The organism is Neoaquamicrobium sediminum (genome assembly GCF_013240295.1).
In the GTDB taxonomy this organism is placed as follows: Bacteria; Pseudomonadota; Alphaproteobacteria; order Rhizobiales; family Rhizobiaceae; genus Aerobium; species Aerobium sediminum.
This window is the reverse complement of record NZ_JABETK010000002.1, coordinates 1,041,076-1,066,806: the sequence shown is the minus strand read 5'-3', so window position 1 is coordinate 1,066,806 and position 25,731 is coordinate 1,041,076. Positions and strand designations below refer to the sequence as shown.

The 25,731-nt window shown below is 64.2% G+C and carries 22 protein-coding genes, 5 pseudogenes and 1 riboswitch; of the genes and pseudogenes, 12 read left to right on the top strand and 15 right to left on the bottom strand.

Annotated elements, in window-relative coordinates; all coding sequences use genetic code 11:
* From gcvT to HK436_RS17100, 11 genes and pseudogenes are all read right to left on the bottom strand, one after another.
* Positions 1 to 1,104: a glycine cleavage system aminomethyltransferase GcvT gene (gene gcvT, locus HK436_RS17150; protein WP_173191715.1), complete on the bottom strand. Its 1,104-nt coding sequence runs from the start codon at positions 1,102 to 1,104 to the stop codon at positions 1 to 3.
* A gap of 147 nt (positions 1,105 to 1,251) precedes the next feature.
* A riboswitch (glycine riboswitch) is annotated at positions 1,252 to 1,338 on the bottom strand.
* A 93-nt stretch (positions 1,339 to 1,431) separates the two neighbouring features.
* Positions 1,432 to 1,815 carry a helix-turn-helix domain-containing protein gene (locus HK436_RS17145; protein WP_312860621.1) on the bottom strand — a complete coding sequence of 128 codons (384 nt, stop codon included), beginning with the start codon at positions 1,813 to 1,815 and terminating at the stop codon, positions 1,432 to 1,434.
* A 96-nt stretch (positions 1,816 to 1,911) separates the two neighbouring features.
* On the bottom strand, positions 1,912 to 2,745 hold the full coding sequence (gene fghA / locus HK436_RS17140) for an S-formylglutathione hydrolase (RefSeq protein WP_173193569.1): 834 nt from the start codon (positions 2,743 to 2,745) through the stop codon (positions 1,912 to 1,914).
* A 40-nt stretch (positions 2,746 to 2,785) separates the two neighbouring features.
* Positions 2,786 to 3,568 carry an ABC transporter ATP-binding protein gene (locus tag HK436_RS17135; protein ID WP_173191711.1) on the bottom strand — a complete coding sequence of 261 codons (783 nt, stop codon included), beginning with the start codon at positions 3,566 to 3,568 and terminating at the stop codon, positions 2,786 to 2,788.
* Positions 3,565 to 4,340, bottom strand: a pseudogene (locus tag HK436_RS17130) (ABC transporter permease). Before HK436_RS17130 ends, HK436_RS17135 begins: the two are co-directional and overlap by 4 nt.
* Positions 4,341 to 4,501: 161 nt before the next feature.
* A complete protein-coding gene (locus HK436_RS17125; RefSeq protein WP_173191710.1) occupies positions 4,502 to 5,449 on the bottom strand; it encodes an ABC transporter substrate-binding protein in 948 nt (315 codons plus the stop codon).
* A 121-nt stretch (positions 5,450 to 5,570) separates the two neighbouring features.
* Positions 5,571 to 6,028: pseudogene (locus tag HK436_RS17120) on the bottom strand (YaiI/YqxD family protein).
* Between the two features lie 20 nt (positions 6,029 to 6,048).
* Positions 6,049 to 6,852, bottom strand: a complete 804-nt coding sequence (locus HK436_RS17115; protein WP_173191708.1) for a hypothetical protein — start codon at positions 6,850 to 6,852, stop codon at positions 6,049 to 6,051.
* Between the two features lie 104 nt (positions 6,853 to 6,956).
* Positions 6,957 to 7,505: a DUF1353 domain-containing protein gene (locus tag HK436_RS17110; protein ID WP_244649016.1), complete on the bottom strand. Its 549-nt coding sequence runs from the start codon at positions 7,503 to 7,505 to the stop codon at positions 6,957 to 6,959.
* Complete coding sequence (locus HK436_RS33605; RefSeq protein ID WP_376769196.1) at positions 7,454 to 7,606, bottom strand: DUF1353 domain-containing protein; 153 nt, start codon at positions 7,604 to 7,606, stop codon at positions 7,454 to 7,456. The genes HK436_RS17110 and HK436_RS33605 overlap by 52 nt, the downstream gene beginning before the upstream one ends.
* 211 nt (positions 7,607 to 7,817) lie before the next feature.
* Positions 7,818 to 8,945 carry an S-(hydroxymethyl)glutathione dehydrogenase/class III alcohol dehydrogenase gene (locus HK436_RS17100; protein WP_173191702.1) on the bottom strand — a complete coding sequence of 376 codons (1,128 nt, stop codon included), beginning with the start codon at positions 8,943 to 8,945 and terminating at the stop codon, positions 7,818 to 7,820.
* 358 nt (positions 8,946 to 9,303) lie between these two features.
* Between HK436_RS17100 and HK436_RS33600 the strand changes: the two are divergent.
* The 3 genes and pseudogenes from HK436_RS33600 to dnaE form a co-directional block, all read left to right on the top strand.
* Positions 9,304 to 9,492 (top strand): annotated as a pseudogene (locus HK436_RS33600) (YbaY family lipoprotein); the annotation flags it as partial.
* 64 nt (positions 9,493 to 9,556) lie between these two features.
* Entirely contained in the window at positions 9,557 to 9,955 is a 399-nt protein-coding gene (locus tag HK436_RS17090) for an META domain-containing protein (protein ID WP_173193565.1), read from the top strand.
* Between the two features lie 124 nt (positions 9,956 to 10,079).
* A pseudogene (dnaE, locus tag HK436_RS17085) lies at positions 10,080 to 13,614 on the top strand (DNA polymerase III subunit alpha).
* Here dnaE and HK436_RS17080 read toward each other — a convergent pair.
* Positions 13,611 to 14,624: a PhzF family protein gene (locus HK436_RS17080; RefSeq protein ID WP_244649014.1), complete on the bottom strand. Its 1,014-nt coding sequence runs from the start codon at positions 14,622 to 14,624 to the stop codon at positions 13,611 to 13,613. The pseudogene dnaE and the gene HK436_RS17080 overlap by 4 nt on opposite strands.
* Positions 14,625 to 14,716: 92 nt before the next feature.
* Between HK436_RS17080 and HK436_RS17075 the strand changes: the two are divergent.
* The 4 genes and pseudogenes from HK436_RS17075 (at position 14,717) to HK436_RS17065 (ending at position 18,677) form a co-directional block, all read left to right on the top strand.
* Positions 14,717 to 15,573: pseudogene (locus HK436_RS17075) on the top strand (LysR substrate-binding domain-containing protein).
* Between the two features lie 174 nt (positions 15,574 to 15,747).
* Positions 15,748 to 16,641, top strand: coding sequence for an FAD-dependent oxidoreductase (locus tag HK436_RS31500; RefSeq protein ID WP_244649012.1), 894 nt, complete (start codon positions 15,748 to 15,750; stop codon positions 16,639 to 16,641).
* The gene (locus tag HK436_RS33050) at positions 16,524 to 17,405 is read left to right on the top strand and encodes a GMC family oxidoreductase (RefSeq protein WP_312860683.1); all 882 of its coding nucleotides are present in this window, start codon (positions 16,524 to 16,526) and stop codon (positions 17,403 to 17,405) included. The genes HK436_RS31500 and HK436_RS33050 overlap by 118 nt, the downstream gene beginning before the upstream one ends.
* A gap of 24 nt (positions 17,406 to 17,429) precedes the next feature.
* Entirely contained in the window at positions 17,430 to 18,677 is a 1,248-nt protein-coding gene (locus HK436_RS17065; protein WP_173191698.1) for a DegT/DnrJ/EryC1/StrS family aminotransferase, read from the top strand.
* A gap of 10 nt (positions 18,678 to 18,687) precedes the next feature.
* Here HK436_RS17065 and HK436_RS17060 read toward each other — a convergent pair whose 3' ends face one another.
* Both HK436_RS17060 and HK436_RS17055 read right to left on the bottom strand, forming a co-directional pair.
* On the bottom strand, positions 18,688 to 19,941 hold the full coding sequence (locus HK436_RS17060; RefSeq protein ID WP_173191696.1) for an NAD(P)/FAD-dependent oxidoreductase: 1,254 nt from the start codon (positions 19,939 to 19,941) through the stop codon (positions 18,688 to 18,690).
* A gap of 136 nt (positions 19,942 to 20,077) precedes the next feature.
* Positions 20,078 to 20,677, bottom strand: a complete 600-nt coding sequence (locus tag HK436_RS17055) for a TetR/AcrR family transcriptional regulator (RefSeq protein ID WP_173191694.1) — start codon at positions 20,675 to 20,677, stop codon at positions 20,078 to 20,080.
* Positions 20,678 to 20,768: 91 nt separating this feature from the next.
* Between HK436_RS17055 and HK436_RS17050 the strand changes: the two genes are divergently transcribed.
* Complete coding sequence (locus HK436_RS17050) at positions 20,769 to 21,266, top strand: anthrone oxygenase family protein (RefSeq protein WP_173191692.1); 498 nt, start codon at positions 20,769 to 20,771, stop codon at positions 21,264 to 21,266.
* Between the two features lie 10 nt (positions 21,267 to 21,276).
* Here HK436_RS17050 and HK436_RS17045 read toward each other — a convergent pair whose 3' ends face one another.
* The gene (locus HK436_RS17045) at positions 21,277 to 21,990 is read right to left on the bottom strand and encodes a DNA helicase (RefSeq protein ID WP_173191690.1); all 714 of its coding nucleotides are present in this window, start codon (positions 21,988 to 21,990) and stop codon (positions 21,277 to 21,279) included.
* A 217-nt stretch (positions 21,991 to 22,207) separates the two neighbouring features.
* Here HK436_RS17045 and HK436_RS17040 point away from each other — a divergent pair, with 217 nt between their 5' ends.
* From HK436_RS17040 to HK436_RS17025, 4 genes are all read left to right on the top strand, one after another.
* A complete protein-coding gene (locus tag HK436_RS17040) occupies positions 22,208 to 22,834 on the top strand; it encodes a class I SAM-dependent methyltransferase (RefSeq protein ID WP_173191688.1) in 627 nt (208 codons plus the stop codon).
* Between the two features lie 34 nt (positions 22,835 to 22,868).
* Positions 22,869 to 24,551 (top strand): cation:proton antiporter, encoded by a 1,683-nt coding sequence (locus tag HK436_RS17035; protein WP_206680535.1) that lies wholly within the window; start codon positions 22,869 to 22,871, stop codon positions 24,549 to 24,551.
* 77 nt (positions 24,552 to 24,628) lie between these two features.
* On the top strand, positions 24,629 to 25,183 hold the full coding sequence (locus HK436_RS17030; RefSeq protein ID WP_173191684.1) for a helix-turn-helix domain-containing protein: 555 nt from the start codon (positions 24,629 to 24,631) through the stop codon (positions 25,181 to 25,183).
* A 9-nt stretch (positions 25,184 to 25,192) separates the two neighbouring features.
* Entirely contained in the window at positions 25,193 to 25,729 is a 537-nt protein-coding gene (locus HK436_RS17025; protein WP_173191682.1) for a GNAT family N-acetyltransferase, read from the top strand.
* Positions 25,730 to 25,731: the final 2 nt, after the last annotated feature.

Sequence of the window (25,731 nt, the reverse complement as noted above, 5' to 3'; positions counted from 1 at the left end):
CTATCCTTTGCGGTAGCGATGCTGCGTGAAGGGAAGGGGATGAATTTCGATCGGCACGCGGTTGCCGCGCACCTCAGCGAAAAGTCTGCTGCCAGGGGCCGCGAGGGCGGCGGGGACGTAGCCCATCGCGACGGGGAAACCTGCCGAAGGGCCGAAGCCGCCGGAGGTCACGCTGCCGGCCGGATTGCCGTCGCCGTCGAACAGGTCAGCGCCCGCGCGCACCGGCTGACGGCCTTCGGGCTTCAGTCCGACGCGCTTGCGCCGTGGCCCTGCCGCAAGTGCCGCGCGCAGGGCGTCTGCGCCGATGAAACTGCCGTTTTCACGCAGCGGCTTGGCGATCGCCCACATCAGGCCGGCATCGACCGGGGTGGTCTCCGATGTGATGTCCTGTCCGTGAAGGCAAAGCCCGGCTTCGAGGCGCAGACTGTCGCGGGCAGCGAGCCCGATCCATTCGACGTTTTCGTCGGCAAGCAGAGCTTCGGCGAAGGCTTTCGCCTCGGCCCAGGGCAGGGCGATCTCAAATCCGTCCTCGCCGGTATAACCGGAGCGGCTGGCAAACCAGCCTTCACGCGGCTCCAGCCCGTGCATGAAGGTCAGTGCCGAAAGATCGAGGCCGGCCTTGGAGAGTGCGCCTTCGGCTGCAGGCCCCTGCAACGCCAGGAAGACGCGCTCAAGCGGCTCGACCGTGCAGTCGAAGGAGGCGGCTACCTGCTTCAGATGCTTCTCGTCCGCGGCCGCGTTGCCAGCATTGGCGACGACCATGAAGCGCTCCGCCCCAAGACGGGTGACGATGAGGTCGTCGAGGATGCCGGCCTCGTCGTTCAGGAAGAAGGTGTATTTCGACTGGCCCTCGTTCAGCGCAGCGGGATCGAGCGGGCATGCGCGCGCCAGCGCGGCGGCCGCCTGTGACCCTGTCACGAGGAACAGCTTCATGTGGGAAATGTCGAAAAGGCCGGCCTTTTCCCGCGTGTGCAGGTGCTCCTTGAGCACGCCGAGCGGATAGGTGATCGGCATCGACCAGCCGGCAAACCCGCCGAAGCGCGCACCGGCGGCCTCGTGTAGGTCTTTCAGCGGCAGTTGAAAAAGTTCGCCCGTATCGGTCATTCATCCTCCAGAACAGCACCAACCAGCCGCTGAAGCGGCAGTTCGCGCCCCTCTGTCGGAAGCCTGAGAGACTTGGTACGACCGGAACTCTGTCGGTCGCCCTTACACCTTCGGCGCGGGGTTTCCCCCGACTTTCCAGAGCGTCTTGACCGGCCTACGGTTCTTTTGCCTGAGAGATTTCGGGCGATTTCCCCTTCGGCGGCAGCTTTCGCTGCTCTCTCCCGCAAGCCGGCAGGGCATCGCTGCCCAGGACGAGTCGTTTCTAGCCGATGCGAGAGGCGATGTCACCTGCTCGCAACGCTTATCCCGATCAGTCGATAGAGCCCGTCAATCGTAGGCGGCCATGCGGCCCAGATCACGCTCGATCTGCCCGATAACCTCGGCGGTTTCCTGGTGCAGGCGCTTGAGGCGATCGAGTTGAAAGGCGACGCTTTCGGCCAGTTCGGCCCCGGTTTCCTCGATAGGCGAGGTGCCGACGCCGTAGAGCAGCCATGAGAGGCTGACATTCAAGACGCCTGCCAGCATGGAAAGCCGGTTGGCGCGCGGCTGGGAGCGGTCGCTTTCCCACGCCTGGATGGTCGATGACTGCACGCCGATGCGGCGGGCAAGTTGCGCAGCGGAAAGCCCGACTGCGTCTCTGGCGCGCGATAGCCTGCCGCCGAGCGTGTCTGTATCGGGAATGTCGGAATAGATCGTCGCGGTGTCGGGCACCCACCCACCTCCTTGTTGTGGTGAAATCGCGCCCGCATGACACGCAGGCTGCGCGGCTAGCATAGGGATCGGTCGGTCAGGCGCAACCCTTGGAGGTCAGACAAGCCGCTGTGCGTGCCAGCGCAGGTGGTCATCCATGAAGGTCGAAATGAAGAAATAGGAATGGTCGTAGCCTTCGCGCATGTTGAGCGAAAGCGGAATACCGGCGGCGCGGCAGGCATCCTCGAAAAGCCAGGGGCGAAGTCCTTCGTCCAGGAAACCGTCGGCCTTGCCTTGATCGATCAGGAACTCCGGGAAACGCGCGCCGTCCTCGACCAGAGCGCAGGCATCATAGGCGCGCCACGCTGTTTCGTCTTCGCCGAGATATTTCTGGAAGGCGGGTTTCGACCAGCCGGCCGTTGATGGCTGCACGATTGGCGCGAAGGCGGAGGCAGAGCGGAAGCGGTCAGGGTGTTTCAGAGCGATGGTCAGTGCGCCATGGCCGCCCATGGAATGGCCGAAAATGCCCTGGCGCTCCATGTCGGCGGGAAATTCGCGCGCGATCAGCGCCGGCAATTCCTGCGTGACATAGGAATACATCCGGTAGTTCTTCGCGTAGGGCGCCTCGGTCGCGTCGACGTAAAAGCCGGCGCCGGCGCCGAACTGCCAGTTGTCCTTTTCATACGGCACGGCTTCGCCGCGCGGGCTGGTGTCGGGACAGACGACGATGAGACCCAGTTCGGCAGCGAGCTGCCGGTATTCGCCCTTGTCCATCACGTTCTGGTGCGTGCAGGTGAGCCCCGAGAGATACCAAAGCACGGGCAGAGGGCCCTGCGCGGCCTGCTGCGGCACGAAAACGGCGAAGGTCATGTCACAGGCGCAGGTCTCGGAGGCGTGAGAATAAACGCCCTGAACGCCGCCGTGGGAGAGCGAGGTCGATAGAGTTTTCATGGACACGGGGTAGCCGATGTGACGCCTGCTGTCGACATGGTCAAGCGACCTTCATCGCCTCCTCGCGGATTTCGTCCGTCAGCCGCACCTTGAGGTCGAGGAAACCGGGCTCGGCCTTCATCCGGTAATGACGCGGATGGGGCAGGGGGATCGAAATGTCGGCCTTAATGCGTCCCGGCCGCGCGCTCATCACGAGACAGCGGCTGCCCAGGAAGATCGCTTCCTCGATGTCGTGGGTGACGAAAAGGACGGTCTTGCGGTCGGCCTCCCAGATGTTGAGGAGAAGTTCCTGCATCAGGCCGCGTGTCTGGTGGTCGAGCGCACCAAACGGTTCGTCGAGGAGCAGGATTGCAGGGTCGTTGGCGAGCGCCCGCGCGATCGCCACACGCTGCTGCATGCCACCCGATAGCTGCTTCGGATAGTGGTTCTCGAAGCCTGTGAGGCCGATCTTGGCGATGTAGTCGCGGACAATGTCGCGCCGCTCGCCGGCCGGCATGCCTTTTTCGCGCAGGCCGAACTCGATGTTGCGCTCCACCGTCAGCCACGGAAAGAGCGTATAGGACTGGAACACCATGCCCCGGTCCGCGCCCGGCCCAACCACGACGTCGCCACGGATTTCGACGAGGCCGTTGGTCGGCTCGTCCAGACCGGCAACGATCCGCAGCAGCGTGGACTTGCCGCAGCCGGAAGGCCCGAGGATGGTGACGAAGTCGTTCTCCTTCACGTGAATGTCGATCGGTGTCAGCGCAGTCACGGGGCTGCCGCCTGCCTGTGCGGGAAAGATGCGCTCCACGCCGGCGATGTTCACTGCCGCGGTGCTCATGCGAGGCTCCATGGAAACAGCCGACGGTTCGCCGCCTTGAACAGGAAGTCCGAGACCAGCCCGATCAGGCCGATGACGATAATGCCGAAGATGATCTGGCCAGTGTTCAGCAGCGCCTGCGAGTCGACGATCATATGCCCGATGCCGGACGATGAGCCGATCAGCTCGGCGACGATGACGTAGGTCCAGGCCCAGCCGAGGACTAGGCGCAGCGTCTCCGCGATCTGCGGTGCGGAAGCCGGAAGCAGCACCCGCCAGACCACGCTGGCATCGCTGGATCCGAGCGTGTAGGCGGCCTCCACCAGGTCGCGCCGGGTCTGGCCGACGGTCACCGCCACCATCAGGATGATCTGGAATACGGACCCGATGAAGATGACGAGAAGCTTCTGCGCCTCCCCGATGCCGGCCCAGAGGATCAGAAGCGGAATGAAGGCGGACGCCGGGAGGTAGCGCGCGAAGGAGACGAACGGCTCGAAGAAGGCTTCAACCGTTTTCCAAGCGCCCATGGCGATGCCGAGCGGTACGGCCACGATCGCCGCCAGGACGAAACCGCCGACGACACGCCAGATCGTCATGCCGATGTCGTGCATGAAACCGAAGCGTGTCAGCAGCAGCCACCCTTCCTCGATCATGCGCGTGGGGCTCGCCAGGAAGATAGGCGATACATAGCCGCCATAGGTCGCCAGCGACCATCCCGCGACGAAGAGCACGAAGAAGGAGACGCCCAGGATGACGCGCGCGTGGAAAGCGGCACGGGTTTGAGCGGGCGCAGGTGGTATGGACGTGAGCCGACGCTGCGACCGCGCCGGACTGTGTGTGAATCCGTCATCGGTGAAGAACTCATGGACCGATCGTCTCGTTGTCGATGAAATGCGATATGCCGCGCCAGCGAAGGCCGGCGCGGCTGCATGGGGCGGAACTATACGAGAGCGCTCAGTCCATCCAGCTCGTATCGATCAACGTGTCGGTCGCCGGGATTTCGCGGATTATGCCGATCTTCTCCAGCAGCGGGCCGGCCTTGTCGTAGAATTCCTGGATGCCGCCCGACATGAAGGCCTTGTTCGCGTCCTTGCCCTGCCACTCCAGATAGGCGGCGGACTTGCCGAACGCCGCGGCGTCCTGGTTCACGTCGGCGCCCATGATGCGATAGGCTTCATCCTGGTCGCTCTCGATCATCTCGAGCGCTTCATAATAGCTGGCGGCCATCGCCTTCACCGCTTCGGGGTTTTCGGCGATGAAATCCGGCGTGCAGCCGAACGTGTCCATGACGATCGGATAGTCGAGCGTGGTGGCGATGATCTTGCCCGCATCCGGATTGTCTCGGACGGTGGAGAGGTAGGGCTCATACGTCATCGCGGCATCGTTCTGGCCGGCCACGAATGCTTGTGCCGCCGCCGACGGCTCCAGGTTGACCACTGTGACATCGTCGAGCGAAAGACCGTTTTCGTTGAGCATCCATGCCAGCACGAAATAGGGAGATGTTCCCGGCGCGGAAGCAGCGACGGTCTTGCCCTTCAGATCGGCGATGGACTCGACATCGTTGCGCACGGCCATGCCGTCGGCGCCGTGCGACATATCGAGCTGGAAAAGCTGCTTGATCGGCACGCCGTTGGCGTTCCAGATCATGAAGGTTTCGACCGTGGTGGCCGCGCACTGGATGTCGCCGGACGCGATCGCCAGGTGACGGTCCTTCTGCGGTATCTTCTTGATCTCGGCGGAAACGCCGTTCTTCTCGAAGATACCGGCTTCCTTGGCGAGCGTCAGGGGCGCGAAGCCCGTCCAGCCGCTGATGCCAATCGATACCTGGGTCTGTGCAAATGAGGGGCTCGCGGCAAACGCTGTCCCCAGCAGCAGGGACGCTGCAATAACGCTTCGTATCATCGGACTCTCCAGTGTTCCCTTATTGTCGTTTTTTCCTCCCCGTGCCGGATCGGAGCATGGCGCGCAGGACACTGTCAATCGAAACTGGCGGGCGTGACCAGCAGGGTTCAGCCGGCTTTGCCTAAGCTTCGGTCGCCTTGATTGCGCGCCGCACCGTCTGGTCGAGCGCCGACAGGAAGGCGGAGCGGTCGCGCGCCGAGAATCCGGGGTTGAAGCCCCTGATTTCGCCGGTCTCGCGCAAATGCTGCTTCAGGTCGCGCATGGCAACCGCCATGCCGATCGATTCCGGCGTGAACGGGCGCCCGGTCGGCCCCAGCACATGGACGCCGAGCGGCACGAGGCGCGCGGCCAGCGGCACGTCCGCCGTGATCGCTATGTCGTTGTGCGCTGCGTTGTCCACGATCCAATCATCGGCCGCGTCCGCGCCCTTGAGACCACCACGTTGCGGATCATCGGATCGCGGGAAGGGCGCAGGCCGCCATTGGAGACGAAGGTCACCACGAGCTCGTGGCGCGCGGCCACCTTCACCACCTCGTCCTTGACCGGACAGGCATCGGCATCGACGAATATCTGCGGCATGCTCGCCCTTGGCTGGTCGGCTATTCGGGCAGGTGACAGCGCACGAGGCTTGCGGCGGTGCCGCCGCCCGGCTGGCCTATCTCCAGCGTGTCGTCGTCCGGCATCGTCAGCATGATCTGGCGCTCCTCGGTATCGCCTTCCGCGATACAGGAGGCTGCAAGCGTTGTCGAACCGGCGGACATCGCCGCTTCCTCGAAGTTGCACACGCTTTCATAGCGGCGGATCGTCGTCGGAGTGATGACGGCCATCATTTCAACCGGCTCCCCGTCGATCGCGCCGCATGATGCCGCATCGCCCGCCCATACGCCGACATAGGCGGGGCCAACGCCGGCCGGCCCGGCCCGCGCGGCGGCGCGGGTGTCGGCGCGCAACTGGTCCGGGGGTGCAAGCACCGCTGCCGGATCGCCGGGCGAGCTCTCGACCGTGCTGTCGGACTCCTCGATCCTGCGTTGCAGCATCTCGACGCCCGACTCGAAGTCGCGCAGCGCCTGCTTGCCGATCTCGTCCAGCGAGGCGCCGATATCGCGCGCCACTTCTCCGGCCCTGTCGAGAGCCGGTCCGGCATCTTCCAGCAGGCGTTCGGTCCGTTCGCGGGCATCGCGCGCCAGTTCTCCGGCGCCCTGAAGAATGGCGTCGGCGCCTTCGCCGATCTGGCGCATCGCGCGATCGGTGCGCTCCTCCTCGCTGGGCGCAGCCTCCGGTGCCTCGACGGTAGCCGGCGGTTCCTCGGTCTGGACCACCGTCTCCTGTTCATCGCTGCATGCCGCAAGCGCCAGCAGTGAAATGCCGGCCAGCAGAAGCAGGCCCTTGTTGCGGGTTTTCATGATGTTGATCTCGCCCTTCGTCGCAAACGCCCTTCAAGCGCAAAATGCGCGGAGACGTGCTGCGGTTCCCCTATGAGGGGCGATGCATGCCATGTCCAGCCCGCCTAGCGGTCCGGAAGCTCGATGCTGCCCTCGGGCACGGTCGCATTCGCCAGCAGGGCCAGCGCCTCGATTTCCTCTTCCGTCGGTGCTTCGATCCGCACCGCATCCTCAAGCCGCTGGTAGTTTTCGGCCGTCGGCACCCTGCGGAACTCGGTGAGCGTTGCATAGGTCACCGGATTCTCGATTTCGGCGATGCTCAGCACCTCGTCGACGCGACCTTGCACGGAGGTGCCGAGACTTTCCTCCAGCGTGAAGGATTCGAGCGTCGCGATGAGTTCGTCGGACGTGTCGAAGCCCGCCACGGGGACTTCGGTGCTCAATTCGTTGAGTTCGTTTGACGGGGCGCCGCAGGCTCCGGTAAATGCCGTATAGGCCCGCACGGCGAGATATTTGCTGTAGCGTTCGGGATTGGTGACGCCATCGGCCTCCATGGCATCCCGAAACATGCGATGGACGTCTTCGGCGCGTTCCGTGCGAAGATCGCAATAGTGGTCGTGGATCACCGAGGCACGGCGATAATTGCCGACGAAGGGGAGCCGGCGAAGGTCCACAGCGCGCTGGGGATGGAGGCTCCGTCGATCTTGGCGCCTCGGGGTACGCTCCAGAGTCTACCAGCCTTGTCCCTGAAGGATACGGCCGAGACGAGTTGCATCTGGCGATGGCGATTGGCCGGGTCCGAGAGCCAGCGGAACTCAAACGTTCCGCTGAACTGCGCGGATGCCGGTGTAGGAAACGTGCTGAGAACTGTCGAAGCGGCTGCAAGTAAAATACCAGGACGCCACACCTCTGCCTCCCGCGTGCTTCTGCTTTCACCTCGGTCGTATCGATATCACATTTGTCTCAACCGGTACATCGGGCGGCTTCTAGTACACCACGACGCTTCGGATGCTCTCGCCGGCATGCATCAGGTCGAAACCCTTGTTGATGTCCTCGAGCTTCAGGGTGTGGGTAATCATCGGGTCGATCTGGATCTTGCCGTCCATGTACCAGTCGACGATTTTCGGCACGTCGGTACGGCCACGCGCGCCGCCGAAGGCGGTGCCCTTCCACACCCGGCCAGTGACGAGCTGGAACGGCCGGGTGGAGATTTCCTGGCCTGCGCCGGCAACGCCGATCACGATCGATTCACCCCATCCCCGATGAGCGCATTCAAGGGCCTGGCGCATGACCTTCACGTTGCCCGTGCAGTCGAACGTGTAGTCGGCACCGCCGATATGGTCGGCCCCACGTTTGGTCATGTTGACGATATGGGCCACAACATCGCCGTCGATCTCCGTCGGATTGACGAAATGCGTCATGCCGAACTTCTCGCCCCAGGCCTTCTTGTCGTTGTTGAGGTCGACGCCGATGATCATGTCGGCGCCGGCAAGGCGCAGGCCCTGGATGACATTGAGGCCGATACCGCCGAGCCCGAAGACGGCCGCTGTCGCGCCGATCTCCACCTTTGCGGTGTTGATGACCGCGCCGATGCCCGTCGTCACGCCGCAGCCGATATAGCAGATCTTGTCGAACGGGGCGTCGGGGTTGACCTTGGCCACCGCGATCTCCGGCAGGACGGTGTGGTTGGCGAAGGTCGAGCAGCCCATGTAGTGGAAAATCTTGTCCTTGCCGATCGAGAAGCGTGAGGTGCCGTCCGGCATCAGGCCCTGGCCCTGCGTGGCGCGGATGGCGGTGCAGAGATTGGTCTTGCGCGACAGGCAGGACGGGCAGGAACGGCATTCTGGCGTGTAGAGCGGGATGACGTGGTCGCCCTTCTTCACGCTGGTCACGCCGGGGCCGACATCGACGACCACGCCGGCACCCTCATGGCCGAGGATGGCCGGGAATATGCCTTCGGGATCGGCGCCCGACAGGGTGAACTCGTCGGTGTGGCAGATGCCGGTCGCCTTCACTTCGATCAGCACCTCGCCCTCGCGCGGGCCCTCGAGGTCCACCTCCATGATCTCCAGCGGTTTTCCGGCGGCAACTGCGACGGCGGCGCGTGTCTTCATGGGGCGATTCCTCTTGGCGTTTCTTGTCTTGCGGCAACTTTTCAGGAAATGCCGCCTGCATCAAGCGCGGTGTCGCCCAATGGAACGCGTCTGGCAGGCCGGCAAATTGTCACATCGACGCCCTTCAGATGTCGTCACGCGGCTGCTGCGGTACGGTCGGAACGATCTTTGCCACAATGTTGGGGTTTGACGCTGCCAATCAGTCAAGGAGAACCGTCATGTCGCAATCGCAATTCACGCGCCGCACTCTGCTGGCCCTTTCGGGGGCGCCTTTGCCGCGAGTGCGGTCGTTGCCCGCGCCGATGCGCCCGACGCGCAGGATCGCACGATCGAAGGCAACGTCGTCTATCGCGAGCGCATGATGCTGCCGGCCGGCGCGCGCGTCGAAGTCGAACTCGTCGACGTCTCGCTTGCCGATGCGCCCGCAACGGTGATCGGACGCACCGAGATCAGGGATGCGACGGCGAGCCCGATTCCCTATCGGATCAGCTACGACCCCGCCTTGATCGAGCCGCGCCACAGCTATGCGTTGCAGGCGCGCATCCTTGACGGCGACACGCTGATGTTCATCAACACCACCCGGCACTCGGTGCTGGGCGACGGGGACGAGGCTGGCCCGGTGGAGATCCGCGTCGAGCGCGTCGCAGCGCAGCCGGACGACGGCGCAGCGGCGGATCTCGCCGGTCGGCAGATGGCTGGCCGAGGACATCCTTGGCGGTGGCGTCATCGACAATGCGCAGACGACGCTCGAAATTGCCGAAGACGGGCGGGTTTCCGGTCGCGGCGGCTGCAACAGCTATGGCAGCACTGCCTCCATCGAAGGCGAAAAGCTGACCCTCAGCCCGGTTGTCGCGACGCAGATGGCCTGTCCCGAGGCGCTGATGAACCAGGAACAGAAGTATTTCGATGCGCTCGGCCGTGTTGCAGCCTTCCGACTGGTACCGGCCGAACAGAAGCTGCTGCTGCTCGACGCCGACGGTGAAACCTTGGTGCGTCTTGCCGCCATGTAGGCATGGTTCCCGCCGTCGATTGCATGTTGACGGACGGGGCAGGGTGGCCGATCGGGACTCGACGTGGCTGGCGCAATTGGGGACTATTGCACCAGCCCTCCCTTGAGTCTTCGATTGGATGAAAATGGCCGAACGACCCTCGCGCGATCCGATTCTACGCGAAGCACAAGGCGTTGCCGGCGCAGTGGCGACCCAAACCGCGCGGCCATTCGTTCACCTGCGGGTTCACTCGCCCTATTCGCTGCTGGAGGGGGCACTGCCGCTGGGCAAGATCATCGGGCACGCGGTAAAGGACCGGGCGCCTGCGATTGCCGTGACCGACACCAACAATTTGTTCGGTGCGCTGGAATTCGCCCAGAAGGCGGTGAAGGACGGTGTGCAGCCGATCATCGGCTGCCAGCTCGACGTGGCCTTTGCCGATGCTTCCAGCGAGGGGCAACGGCATAACGGTCACCGGCGCCAGGGCCCGGCGGTGGAGCCGCTTGTGCTGCTCGCCGCGACCGAAGCCGGCTATGCCAATCTCGTGCGGCTGGTGTCCCGCGCCTATCTCGACGTGCCGGCGGGCCTGCCGCCGCATGTCGACGCGGACTGGCTGCCGGCGCTTGCCGACGGCATCATCTGCCTGACGGGCGCCGCGCGCGGGCCGGTGGGTGCGATGCTCAAGGCCGACAGCCGCGCGCAGGCCGAGGCGCGGCTTCTGTTCCTGAAGAACGCTTTTGGCGACCGTCTCTATGTCGAGCTGCAGCGCTACCGCGGCTACGACAAGGCCGTCGAGGCAACCTCCATCGATCTTGCATATGCCCACGACCTGCCGCTGGTGGCCACCAACGAGGCTTTCTTTCCAGCCGCCGACGATTACGAAGCGCATGACGCGCTGCTGGCGATCGCCGAGGGCTCTGTGGTTGCCGTCGACGACCGCCGCCGGCTAACGCCGGACCATCATCTCAAGTCCCAGGCAGAGATGACGGCGCTTTTCGCCGACCTGCCGGAGGCGATCGAATCCACGGTCGAGATCGCCATGCGGTGTTCCTATTACACGCAGACGCGCAAGCCGATCCTGCCGCGCTTTACCGGCGCGGACGCGGCAGATGCCGAAGCAGCGATCGAGGCGGAGGCGGAAGAACTGGCCCGCCAGGCGCGCGAGGGGCTGGACAAGCGCCTTGCCGCGCATGGCCCGACGGAAGGCTACACCGAAGCGGATTATCGCGAACGGCTGGAATTCGAGATCGGCATCATCACCCGGATGAAGTTTCCGGGTTACTTCCTGATCGTTGCCGACTTCATCCAATGGGCCAAGGCGCACGAGATTCCCGTCGGCCCCGGCCGTGGTTCGGGCGCAGGCTCGCTGGTTGCCTATGCGCTGACGATCACCGACGTGGATCCGCTGCGCTTCTCTCTGCTGTTCGAGCGCTTCCTCAATCCCGACCGCGTGTCGATGCCCGACTTCGACATCGACTTCTGCCAGGATCGCCGCGAGGAGGTGATCCGCTACGTGCAGGAGAAGTACGGCCGCGACCAGGTCGGCCAGATCATCACCTTCGGAACGCTGCAGGCCCGCGCCGTACTGCGCGACGTCGGCCGTGTGCTGCAGATGCCCTACGGCCAGGTCGACCGGCTGTGCAAGATGGTGCCGGCCAACCCCGCCAACCCGGTCAAGCTGAAGGATGCGGTGGAGGCCGAGCCGCGCTTTGCCGAGGAGGTGGAGAAGGAACCGGTCGTGCAGAACCTGCTCGACACGGCGATGAAGCTGGAAGGGCTCTATCGCCACGCCTCGACGCATGCCGCCGGCATCGTCATCGGCGACCGGCCGCTGTCCGAGCTGGTGCCGATGTATCGCGACCCGCGCTCCGACATGCCGGTCACCCAGTTCAACATGAAATGGGTGGAGCAGGCGGGGCTGGTCAAGTTCGACTTCCTCGGCCTCAAGACGCTGACGGTGCTGGAGACCGCGGTCAAGCTGATCCGCAGGCGCGGTGTCGACATCGACCTGTCGTCGATCCCCTATGACGACCCCGACACCTACGCGATGCTGTCGCGCGGCGAGGTCGTCGGCGTGTTCCAGGTGGAATCGGCGGGCATGCGCAAAGCGCTGATCGGCATGAAGCCCGACCGCATCGAGGACATCATCGCGCTGGTCGCGCTCTACCGCCCCGGCCCGATGGAGAACATCCCCACCTACAACGCCCGCAAGCACGGCGAGGAGGAGATCGCCTCGATCCACCCCAAGATCGACCACCTGGTGAAGGAGACGCAGGGCGTCATCGTCTATCAGGAGCAGGTGATGCAGATCGCGCAGGAGCTTGCCGGCTACACGCTCGGACAGGCCGACCTCTTGCGCCGCGCCATGGGCAAGAAGATCCGCGCCGAGATGGAAAAGCAGCGCGGCATCTTCGTCGAGGGCGCGACCTCGCGCGGTGTGGCCAAGCCGCAGGCGAACTTCATCTTCGACCTTCTGGCGAAGTTCGCCGACTACGGCTTCAACAAGTCGCACGCCGCCGCCTACGCCATCGTCTCCTACCAGACCGCATATCTGAAGGCGCATTATCCGGTGGAGTTCCTGGCAGCGTCGATGACGCTCGACATGAACAACACCGACAAGCTGGCCGATTTCCGCGCCGACGCGATGCGGCTCGGCATCGAGGTGGTGCCGCCGTCGGTGAGAACTTCGCACCGGCCGTTCGAGGTCGGCGAAAACCGCATCTACTACGCGCTGGCCGCCATCAAGGGTGTCGGCGAGGCGGCCGTCGACCACATCGTGGAAAAGCGCAAGGAGAAGCAGTTCGAATCGCTTGAAGACTTCTGCTCGCGCATCGACCCGCGCATCGTCGGCAAGCGCGTCTTCGAAAGCCTGATTCGCCGCCGGCGCCTTCGACTGCTTCGGCCACGACCGCGCCTCGCTGTTCGCCGGGCTTGAACGGATGATGGGCATGGCGTCGCGCGCGCAGGAAAATGCTGCTTCCGGCCAGTCAGACATCTTCGGCGCGGCCCTTGGCGCGCAGCCCGAAAAGCTGGTGCTGCCGCCTTGCGAGCCGTGGCTGCCGGCCGACCGGCTGCACCGCGAATTCGCGGCCGTTGGGTTCTATCTCTCTGCCCACCCGCTCGACGAATACAAGGCTCTGCTTGAAAAGATGCGGGTGCAGAACTGGGCGGAGTTCCAGGCGGCCGTGAAGCGCGGGGCCACGGCCGGCCGGCTTGCAGGCACGATCACCTCGAAGCAGGAGCGCAAGACCCGCACCGGCAACAAGATGGGCGTCGTCAACTTCTCCGACACGACGGGCCAGTTCGAGGCGGTGCTGTTTTCGGAAACGCTGGCGCAGTTCCGCGACGTGCTGGAGCCGGGCCGTTCCGTCGTCATCACCGTTGCGGCGGAGGACCGGCCCGAAGGCGTCAACCTGCGCATCCAGACCGCGCAGGCGCTGGAGGACGAGGCCGTGCGCCACCAGAAGGAAATGCGCATCTACCTGCGCGACGCGACCCCGGTCGGCACCGTCGCATCGCAGCTCGGCACGAGCGGCGAGGGGCAGGTCTCCTTCATCGTCATCAAGGGCGAGGGGCAGGGCGAGATCGAGGTCGCACTCCCCGACCGCTACCGCATCACCCCGCAACTGGCGTCAGCAATGAAGGCCGTGCAGGGCGTGGTGGAGGTGGAGCTGGTCTAGGTGACATCAACACTGTCCAAGCCGAGTGACGAAGATGCCGGCGATCCAAGGCGGCTACTTGGCCTATCCTGCGTAAAGACCGATGCCTCGGGGCGGCACCTCGCCGGACTGGCGGCCGCTAGATGAAAAGGCCGCCGCGCATCACCACCACTCCGGCTCCCGAGAGTTCCGGGTCCGGCACGAGCCTGCCTGAGGCGAAGTATGCTCCGGCGGCCCATCTTGGTGCCTTGCTCGATTTCGATCGTCTCGCCGATGAGCCCTTCGCGCGCGAGATAGGCCGCCAGAGGACCGGCTGCCGTGCCGGTGGCTGCGTCTTCCCACAGACCAACCGTCGGATTGAAGAAGCGCGCATAGGCTTGATCGGGTGACGCGGGATCGAATGCGTAGATGTAGCAGCCTTCGCCACCGACCGAGGCAAGGACATCGAGAAGCGCTTCTGCTGACGGCTTAGCGCGATCCACGATCGTGCGATCCCGCACGCGGACAAGCAGGTGCGCGGCGCCTGTGCCAGCCACCCGCGGTCGCGGTTCGACCAGTATGTCTTCTGCTTGAAGCTGGAGAGCGGAGGCCAAGGCAGCGGGCTCGTCGAGCGGTGAAAAGAGATTGAGCCGGGATTGCCGCATGCGTCCGAAGATGCGTCCGTCGATCTTCTTCAGCACAATAGGCAGAACCTCGCCGGCAATTTCCTGATGAAACGTGCGGGGCGTGTCCAGGCCGCCAAGCCGGCCTTCTTCAGCCAGCCAGAGCCATGCGCCGAGCGCGTTATGACCGGCGCCGCCCACCTCGGCGCCTGCCGCCGTGAACGAGCGGAGTTTCCTATCCGCCCTGTCACTGCGCATCACGAAGGTCGTTTCGGCCTGATTGAATTCTCCGGCTATCCGGCGCATCTGCGCCTCGGTGAGCACATCAGCGTCTTCGACAACGGCCAAGGGGTTGCCGGTCAGCGGGGCATCGGCAAAAACGTCGATCAGTCCGGCCGGCAAGGCGCCGGCATGCGATTGCAGGGTCAAAGCGAAACTCCTATTCTTTCGCCTGACATTGCCTGAGAAAGCCTTTGTTCCTAAACGCGCATTGCTTGCCGTAACCGAAAGGGAAACTTGTCATTCGGCCATCCCTGGAGTCCCTGCGTGTGCTGGAAATGTGCGTCGCTGCTGGCAGCTTTGCCGCCGCGGCCGATCGCTTGTACCTCAGTCCGGCTGCTGTGAGCCTGCGGATACGCACTCTCGAAACGGAGCTAGGCCAGGCGCTCTTCATGCGCGTGGGTCGCCGCGTCGTTCCGACGCCGGCCGCGACGGCACTGGCGAGCCGGGTTCGGGGGCGCTGAACGACATTGCAGATGCACTCGACACGTTTCAGGCCGCAACGCCAGCGCTCCGGGTCACCGCGCCGCCGACATTCGTGTCGCGATGGCTCGCGCCGCGTCTTTCCGGCTATGCCGCGCTTGGCAGGCCCAGCATCGAACTCGACGTGTCCTCGGACGTGCGCGAGCCGAACACCTTCGACGTGGCGATCAGGACGGGGCGGGGCGGCTGGGCCGGGCTGGTGGAACACCCGCTGATGCCAGTAGACGTAACCCCGATGGTGGCGCCGGAGCTGCTTGGGACAAGCACACTGTCCACGCCCGAGGACCTGGCTCACTTCGAACTGTTGCCCCATCCCGACTGGGAGCATTGGTTTTCCGAGGCGAAAAGCCGGCCGCCGCGGGACTTGCGGTTTGTCGGCGTCGACTACCAGATATTCGAGCTGAGCGCGCATGCAGCACTGGAAGGTAGGGGTGTTGCGTTGTTATCGCCAGCGTTGTTTCGACCGTTTCTCGCCGAGGGTCGCCTCGTAGCGCCGTTTTCCACCGTGTTGAGCGGACCGGAATGGTATTTCGCGCTGATGCGCGAGGGGGATTCCCGGCCTGCTCCGCGGGACTTCTGTTCATGGTTAGGCGATCAGGCTCACAACGCCGCCTGAGAAAAGCCTGGCGACCGGGCTGTAGCGACCTGCCGTCAGGACGTGCTCTTCCTCCGATTTGCGGACCTGCGTACCTCTCGACAGGCGAGGCGGTGCGGCGGACATTCGTGCGACGAGTAGAGGATTCCCACACGATCGATCCCGGACGGGCCAACCGGGCAGGGGTGGTTGGCGATGCTGGCAGACAAGCAGGACGGGCTTTCCGGCCGCGATCATAATATCTGTATCATTGGTTCGGGGCCGATCGGCATCGTCACGGCGCTTGAGTTGGCGCGCCAGGGCCAGGCGGTGACCGTGCTGGAGTCCGGCGCGCACATGGCCAGCGTCGAGGCCTCCCGGCATTCGCGGGCCGAGATCGTCGGTACGCCGAAGCACGCTGACATGATGGTGGCCGTCCAGCGCAGTCTTGGCGGCACGTCGAACCTTTGGGGTGCCGGCTGCGTGCCGCTCGATCCGATCGACTTCGAGCGCCGGCCCGGCCTGACCGATGCATCCTGGCCGCTCGAATATCGCGATTTCGCCCGCTATTTCGCCGATGCGTGTCGCTATGCCAATTGCGGTCCGCCCGTTTTCGAAGACGAGCCGCCGGGCGTTGCGGTGGGGGATCGCGCGTTCCGTTGCTCGAACCTGATCCGCTTTGCCGATCCCTCGAGCTTCCGCATCGCGCATGAAGCCGAAATCATGCGTTCGCGCCGTATCGCCCTGCATCTGGATGCAACGGTAACGGGTATGGAATTCGCCGCCGACGGCCGCATAGCGTCGGTGACCGTGCGTCGCAGAACCGGTGAGGTCGCGAGCGTAAAGGCGAAGGTCTTCATCGTTGCCTGCGGCGGCATTGAAACCGCCCGACTGCTGCTTGGTGTCCAGCGCACCGCGTCAGGCCGTTTCGGGGGCTCGATGGTCCGCTCGGGCGCCATTACATGGGCCATCTCTCCGGCGAGATCGCGCAGATGCGGCTTTCCAGTGGTACGCTCGATGCGGGTTTCGATTTTTTCAGGGGTGCGCACGGCCGCTACGCGCGCCGGCGCATTATCGCTTCGGACGACGTCCAGCGCCGGGAGAATCTGACGAACATCTCCTTCTGGCCATTCATGCCACCGTTCCGCGACGCGGCTCACCGCAGTGCGGTGCTGTCGCTGGCCTATCTCGCGCTCAGCATGCCTGCGGTCGGCCGGCGTCTTGTCAGCGAGCACCTGCGGGAACGCAACTCGACGCCGCGCGCAGCGGTCGCGCCGCATCTGGGCAACCTGGTCACCGGGCTGCCGGAGCTGCTGCGTTTCATGCCGCGCTTCGTGCACGGGCGTTTTCTCGCCGATACCCGGCTGCCGGGACTTCATGTCCGCAATTCGGGGCGGCGCTATGGCGTCCACTATCATGCCGAGCACCTGCCGCATCCAGACTCGCGGATTACGCTGTCAGATCAGCACGACGAGCTCGACATGCCGCGCGCGCGTATCGATATGCGGGTCTCAGATGCGGACGTGCTGCCGATCATCCGGACCCACCAACTCCTTCGCGACTGGGCTGCGCGCACCGGGCTCGGGCAGTTGGAATGGCTCTGTGAGGAACACGACATGGCTGCGCGCGTGCTGGCGCAGGCGCCCGACGGCGTTCACCAGATCGGGACGGCGCGGATGGGTGCGAACGAACGCGCCGGCGTTGTGGATGGCGACTGCCGTGTGTTCGGATCGTCAAATCTCTTCGTTGCGGGCAGCGCGGTCTTCCCGACCTCCGGTCAGGCAAACCCGACCTTTTCGGCCATCGCGCTCGCCGTGCGTCTTGCACGATATGTCGCCGCCGAAGTGCCGACACACGCTTTTGCGGCAGGATGAGGATTCAAATACGAGATCAGAAAGATGTCAGCGACGCCCAAGCAGGTTATCTACCCGATGCGTTATCTTCGCCCTTTGTGGGAGAATCCGGCCGATGCCGAGGCAGCGTTCAAGAGCCGGCTCGCTGACTTCCTGGGCGGTGGCGTCGATGTCGTTCCGCTGGGGCGGGCCCGTGCAGGCATTCACCTTGCAGCCAGGTTCGCGCGGCTGCGTACCGGCAACCGCAGCCGGGTGGTGATGCTGCCGCATACCATTCCCGATGTCATCAACATGGTGCGCTTTGCAGGTTGCGAGCCTGTCTTCGGCGATACGTTGCCGGATTCGACGAATGTCGATTTCGACCATCTGACAGAGGTCGTCGACGACAAGACCTGCTGCGTCCTCATCACGCACTACCACGTCAATCAGGAGCGCATCGGCGACATAAAGGAGCTTTGCAGGCAACGGGATGTGATGCTGTTCGACGATTGCGCCATTGCGCTGGAAGGCGACTATCAGGGGCGGTGCATGGGCGCAACCACGGATGCGAGCATTTTCAGCATGTCGGGCTTCAAGTCGCTCAACTATGTCTGGGGCGGGGCGCTTGCGACCGAGCGCGAGGACATCGCGGCCTATATGAGCGACGAACTGGCTACTTTCCCCGAACTGACGCCGGCCCAATACAAGGAGCATATGCTGGCGGTGCTGAAATACGATCTGGCGACGCGGCCTGGCATTTTTTCAGGAGTCACCTTCCCGGCGATCCGGCGCAAGTCTCGTGTTGGCTCGGGGCAGGAAGCGCTATGCTTTGTGCGGCGCGAAACGGAAGCGATCGAGGACACCGTTCTGAGCCGCCCGCGGCCGGGCGTGCTGGGCGAACTCGTGCGCAAGCTGGATACGGTTGGGCAGCGGCTCGCACACCGGCGCATGATTGCGGCGGTCTATGACCGGTTCTTCGCTGACCGCAGGGTGGCGCCCGAGGCCAGCGACGCGGTGCGCGCAGGCTCGTGTTTCACCTTCTATCCGATACTCGTTGCTCCCGAGCGGCGGGACCGGATTTACCGGCAGATGATCGAGCGCGGCTACCATATCGGGCTCTCTGTGTATCCGAACGCCCATGAGACCGAGGCGTTTTGGAATGTCAGCGGCCGTTCGCGCAACATTTCGAGGCTGGTGCGCTCAATGGTGTCGCTGCCGACGCATCCCAAGGTAACGCGCGACTATGCGCAGGCACTTGCCACGATGCTCTCGAAAATGGCGTGCCATTTCGTGCCGGCAATCGCGTTCGTCTGAACCCGTCGCCTCAACGCCGCAACGTCTCCTTCTGGGTGATGAGCCGCGCGGAGTTCTGACCGGACAAGTAGCTCCATAGCCAGCTTATCGATACCATCAGCCGCGATCGGCCGCCGATCAGGAAATAGATGTGGGCGATGCCCCACACCCACCATGCCAGCAAGCCATTCATCTGGAAGCGGCCGAAGTCGATGATGGCGGCGTTCTGGCCGATCGTGGCAAGATCGCCCATATGCCGGTAGTGGAACGGGGCGCGTGCGGCCTTTCCGTCGAGCCGGCTGCGGATCAGCCTGGCGGCGTATTTGCCCTGCTGTTTGGCGGCGGGTGCTATGCCGGGCACCTGCTTGCCGCCGGACTTGACATTGGCGGTATCGCCGAGCACGAAAATGGCCGGGTCGTCCGGCAGTGTGAGCGTGTCGGTGACCTTGACGCGGCCCGCACGATCGGCCTCGGCATCCAGCCATTGCGAGGCAGGAGAAGCCTGCACGCCCGCTGCCCAGATGATGGTACGTGAGGGAATGGGCTTGTCGCCGAGCATGATGCCTTCGGCCGTGCAGTCGGTCACCGGGACACCGGTCAGCACCTCGACGCCCCGCCGCTCGAGCGCGCGCGTCGCATAGTCTGCCAGATCCTCCCTGAAGGCCGGCAGGATACGCGGTCCGGCTTCGATCAGCAGCACTCGGGCGCGATGCGTATCGATATGCCGGAATTCGCGCGGCAGGATGCGGTGCGCGAGTTCGGCGATGATGCCGGCGAGCTCGACGCCCGTCGCGCCGGCTCCGACGACGGCGAAGGTGAGCTGCGCTTGCCTCTCGGCCTCGTTGTCGGTCAGTTCGGCGCGCTCGAAGGCAAGCAGCAACCGGCGGCGGATCGTGGTGGCATCTTCCAGCGTCTTCAGGCCAGGTGCGTCAGCCTCCCAGTGGTCATTGCCGAAATAGGCGTGACGCGCGCCGGTCGCGACGACCAGCGTGTCGAAGGGAATGCGTGTGCCGCCATCGAGGATCACCTCGCGCGAAAGGCGGTCGACTCCGGTGACGGTGGCAAGCAGGGTGGTGACGTCTTCGCGAGACCGCATGACCCGGCGGATCGGCCACGCGATCTCGGAGGTTGCCAGCAGCGTCGTGGCAACCTGATAGAGCAGGGGCTGGAACAGGTGGTGATTGCGCTGGTCGATCAAGGTGATGTCGCAGCCCGCGCCCTTGAGACCCTGTACAAGCTGCAGACCGGCGAATCCGGCTCCGACGACGACCACCCTGTGTTTCATACATCCGTCTCCGCTTCATGCGAACTGCTGCGCACAGTACCGTTGCGATAGCCACTTAGCACTTGCAGCATTTTTGACCAGTCCGATGGCGTGATGCGGCACAGGGCTGTCGGCGGAAACGCTACAAGCCGAGCGATCAGCCGCTGCAGAGTTTGCGAAATGCCTGCAGCGCTTCTTCCGACCGCGCGCTTACGACAGCCTTCGAAGGCGCCGGTACGGCGTGGATGACGCGCCTGATCTGCTGGTCGCCGATCAGCAGGCTTATGAACCATTCCGCAGCCGTGCGGGCAGAGGGCGCGACGATCGAGCGGTTCGTCAGACCCCGGCGCATCAACTCCTCGATCAAGGGCAGGACCGAGTCGCGCCCGCCTGAGCCCAGTGCCGCACCCAACTCGCCGCTTTCGTCGGTCGCCGCGGCCCGATTGAGCGAGATCGCGCGCTCGCCGAGGAGCATCGAGAGGAGTATCGGCGCGATCGTCTCCAGGCTTTCCAATGGATCGGCGCCACGGTCCAGTGCCCGCTTCAGCTCCGTTCGTGTTGCTTCGGCGTTGCTTTCGACCATGGCGCGAAACAGACCCCGCTTGTCGCCATACCAGCGATAGAGCGTTTCGTTGGAAGCCTTGGCTTCGCGGGCCACGGCCAGCATCGACGCGCCGCGATAGCCGCGCGCGCGCACCACCCGGTATGCCGCCTCCTCGATCTCGGCCTGCCGCTCGGCCCTTGCTTCGTCGCGCATCAAGATCCCCGCTGTCTCATTGACAATAAGCGTACACGACTATACGTCTCGATAAAGGCGTACATAACTTTACGGATTTGGAGAGGCTGTCATGTCGAGGACCGAAACCACACTTGCCGTCGTGTCGATCCTGTTCTGCGGCGCGATCTTCGGGCTCTTCTACGCGTGGGTGTGCTCCACGATGTGGGGGTTGGACTCGGCGGATCCGCGCGTTGCGATTGCGGCCATGCAGGCGATGAACGGCTCGGTGCGCAATGCCGTGTTCTTTCCAGCCTTCTTTCTGACGCCGATCGTGCTTGCGGTCACCGCAGCCATGTTTTTCCTGCGCGGGCGCAAAGCACCGGCAGGCTGGTTCGCTGCGGCATCGCTCGTCTATCTCGTCTTCGGGCTGTTTCTGACCATCAGCGTCAACGTGCCGATGAACGAGGCTCTCGCCGCGGTTGCCGTGCCGGGCGACATCGAGGCCGCCCGGACGATCTGGCAGGACTATTCCGAACGGTGGCAGTTCTGGAATCAGGTTCGAACAGCCGCTTCCGGCCTGTCGCTGGCATTGGCTGCCATAGGGCTCGTCCAAGGCGGCCGGGCATGAGACGAGTTGGTCAGCTTCGGCCTGTTTCCCCGAGGTGGATGCGACCGGCGTTCAGGAAGCACATCCGATCGAACAGCGTCAGGTCGAGCGGGTTCGGTAGCCGGATGTCAGCGGCGTCGGGAAAAGGTTTTTCTGCCGGGTCGTAGGCACGGTCGATCTGGGAAAGAACGACAATGGTCAAGCCTCGCCGATCTGCGAAGGATTTCAATGCCGCTACCTGCACCGCCAGTTCCGGGTTGGTGCGTTTCTGATCCAGCAGTTGCAGATAGTCGATCACCGCAAGGGTGCCGCGCGGCGCGTCTGCCAGCCTGGCGATGATGTGGTCGGCGCAAATCTCGTCCGAGCCGTCGAACACAAAGAGGTCCGCATAGAGCGACGGGTTGGTGCCCAATGCGCGAAACCGGTCGATTACGTCGCGTTCGTTGTATTCGAGCGAGAAGAAGAAGGCGCGGCGTGCCGCTTTCATGGCCTCAATGGCAAGCTCGAGGCCGAGCAGGGTCTTGCCCTGACCGGGGCGCGCGCCCAGCAGGACGAGATCGCCGGCGTTCAGCCGCGCGGATAATCCCGCCGTCGGCCTGGCCGCACGGGCGGCAAGCAGGCTCCAGCTTGAATAGCCTTCGCCATGAGCGACCCTGTCGAGGGCGGCGTGAAGTGGAATGCGTTGATCGCGCGCCAGCAGCCGCGCATTGCGCTTGAGACGATAAATCGGTGCCGAAAGGATCATCGGACAAACCTCCTGATGCGAGCGATGCCTGCAATCCCTCCTTATGCGGGTGCTCGACCAGTCGGTTCGAGGGTTCGTCGCCCTGCATGAAAAATGCTTCCCCGTCGGGAGGGTGGAGGCGCGGGCGGCACCTGGTGGGCAACATAGCCGATTCGAGCGAGGATGCCTTGTGCAAAGTCGATTTCGGGCGGTAGCTAGGCGTAACAGGAGAGGGGCCATGAGCGAGCGACAGGCGCATTGGCAGAGGGTCTACACAAGCAAGGAAGAGAACCAGCTAAGCTGGCACGAAGACGCCCCGGCGCTATCGCTGGCTTTGCTCGGCGAGGCCGGCCTGCGGCCCGAGATGGCTGTCGTCGACATTGGCGGCGGCACGTCGCGCCTCGTCGACGCGTCGGTGGCGAGCAAGCAGGCGCACATTACCATTCTGGATCTTTCTGCAGCGGCGCTCGACACCGCGAAGAAGAGACTGGCCGGCGCCGGGAATGTCGAATGGGTCGCTGGAGATGTGACAGAATGGCAGCCGAAGCGGTCCTATGACCTCTGGCATGACCGTGCGGCGTTTCATTTCCTGACGGATCCTGAAGATCAGCGAGCCTATGTTCGGGTGATGGCGCGCGCCTTGAAGACGGGCGGCAGGGCCGTGATCGGAACTTTTGCGCCGGACGGTCCCGAAAAATGCAGCGGCCTGCCGGTGGCGCGTCACGACGCGGCGAGCCTTCGGGCTGTGCTGGGCGAGGGGTTCTCGCTGATCTCGACACGCAGGAATGAGCACACGACGCCATGGGGCGCGGTGCAGCAGTTTCAGTTCGGCACCTTCGAAAAGCTGCCCCAGCCTTTGGCTTAGTTGCGACAAACGGCCCACGGGCAAAGAAATGGACATGACCATGGAGTATTCCGCCTTCGGCGAAATCGCCCTGTTGCTTGCCGTTGCCGCGGCGGTGGGGCTGGTCGGTGTGCTGCTGCGCCAACCGCTGATCGTCAGCTTCATCGCTGTCGGGCTTGCGGCAGGGCCTTCGGCATTCGACCTCGTACGCTCGCATGCCGAAATCGAGCTGCTCGCCGAGCTCGGCGTGGCGGTGCTGCTTTTCCTGGTCGGCATCAAGCTCGACGTGAAGCTGATCCGCTCGCTGGGCGTCGTCTCGCTGACGACAGGCCTGGGGCAGGTGGTGTTCACCTCCGTGATCGGCTTTGCCATCGGTCTGGCGCTCGGCTATTCGCCGACGGAAAGCCTCTACATTGCCGTGGCGCTCACGTTTTCGAGCACCATCATCATCGTGAAGCTTCTTTCCGACAAGCGCGAGATCGATTCGCTGCATGGACAGGTCGCGCTCGGCTTCCTGATCGTGCAGGACCTGGTGGTCGTGCTCGCGATGATCGTGCTTTCCGCCGTCGGCGTGGGGACGGCCAGCGGCGGCGAGGCCGGCGGTGTAGGCGCGATCCTTCGCGTGGTGGCAAGCGGCGTCGTGCTGGTGGCCTTCGTGCTCGTTTTCGTCCGTTTTATCGCAGACCCTCTGACCGAGCGCATGGCAAGCGCGCCCGAACTGCTGATCTGTTACGCGATCGCGTTAGCTGCATGCTTCGCGGCAATCGGGGAGGCGGCGGGTTTCGGCAAGGAACTCGGCGGGCTGCTGGCCGGCGTCGCGCTCGCCTCGACACGGTTTCGCGACGCGATCGGTGCCCGGCTGGCACCGCTGCGGGATTTCCTTCTGCTGTTCTTTTTCATCGCGCTGGGCACGGGGCTCGACATCGGGCAGCTCGGTTCCGACCTGCCGGCCGCGTTCCTGTTTTCGCTGTTCGTGCTTGTCGGCAACCCGCTCGTCGTCCTGGCGATCATGGGGGCGATGGGATTTCGCAAGCGCACCGGATTTCTGGCTGGCCTGACGGTGGCGCAGATCAGCGAGTTCTCCTTGATCTTTATTGCCATGGGGGTGTCACTCGGCCATCTCGATGCCTCGATACTGGGGCTCGTCACGCTGATCGGCATCGTGACCATCGCGCTTTCCACCTACATGATCACCTATTCGCACCGGCTCTACGCACTTTGCGAACCGTTCTTGTGGCCTTTCGAGCGGCGGACGTCGCATCGCGATCAGGCAGCGGATTCGACAACCGGTACACGCTACGACGTCATCCTTTTCGGGCTCGGCCGCTTTGGCACGGCGATAGGGTCGCGGCTGGCTGCGACAGGCGCGAAGGTTCTGGGCATAGACTTCAATCCGCAGGCCGTGCGACAGGCGCGGGCCTTGGGCATGGATGCCGAGTTCGGGGATGCCAGCGATGCCGAGTTCCTGGCGTCGCTGCCGCTGGAACACACCGATATCGTGGTGTCTTCGACGCCGGCCCATGAGACCGGTGTTACGCATGACGATGCACGACTGCAGCTTGTCGGCGCGCTGAGGGCCAGTGGATATGGCGGGCGGATCGCGCTGACTTCGCACAAGGCGCAGGAAGTGCCGGCACTGATCGCTGCGGGCGCGGACTTGGTGCTGGAGCCGTTTCAGGATGCCGCGGACCAGGCAGTGGAACGACTGGTTCAGCACCTTCCAACCGCAGAGGCATAACAGTACGTCTACAGCCCGGCCACTTGACTGCATCTCATATTCGGGAAATATTCTCCTTTATGAGAGATGCGCGGAACATGGCGGATTCGGTCGATCAATTGATTGCGCAGCGGCTGAAGGCGCTGCGTGGCGAGCGTGGCTGGTCGCTTGATGAACTGGCGGCGCGCAGCGAGGTCAGCCGTGCGACACTGTCGCGCCTGGAAAATGGCGAGACCAGCCCGACCACGGCCGTGCTCGGACGGCTCTGCTCGGCTTACGGGATGACGCTTTCACGATTGATGCTGATGGTGGAAGAGGGATTTGCGCCGGTCGTGCGGCAGGCGGAACAGCCGGTTTGGAACGACGCGGAGGCGGGCTTTCTCCGCCGCTCGGTCTCGCCGCCAGCCACCAATCTGACGGGAGAGGCGCTTGAGTGTCAGCTCGAGCCTGCGACCCGGCTCGACTATGACGGACCGCCGCGGCAAGGCATGGAGCATCACCTCTACCTGCTGGAGGGGGCTCTCGAGGTCACCGTCGAAGGGCGAAGCCACAGTCTCACGCCCGGGGATTGCCTGCGCTACCAGCTTTTCGGGGCAAGCAGCTTCGTGACTCCGCGAGAAAGCGGGGCGCGTTACGTTCTCTTCATGGTGTGAGACAGGCGAATGACAGACCACCGATTCGAAATCCTTGCCTGCGATGCAGCCATGCTTGAACGGCGCATCGGTGAATTCTCCGCCCTGCTGCGGGCCTGCGTGCATGATGGCGCGAGCATCAGTTTCATCATGCCGTTTTCGATAGACGATGCCGAGGCATTCTGGCGCGGAAAGGTTCTGCCGGGTGTTGCTGCGGGCTCCTCGCTGCTTCTCGTGGCTGAAGCGGAAGGCCGGATTGCCGGCAGTGTCCAGCTCGACCACGACACGCCGCCGAACCAGCCGCACCGCGCCGAGGTGCGCAAGCTGCTGGTGCACCCGGACTTCCGCCGCCGCGGCCTTGCGCGCGCCTTGATGGCCAAGCTGGAAGCGCACGCCCGCCTGCTCAGGCGCAGCCTGCTGACGCTCGACACCCGCACCGGCGACCGCGCCGAGCCGCTGTACGCTTCGCTCGGCTATCAGACGGTCGGCGTGATCCCGAACTTCTGCCGCGATCCCTTTACCGCCGACAAGCTCGACGGCACGACCATCATGTACAAGGCTCTCTGAGG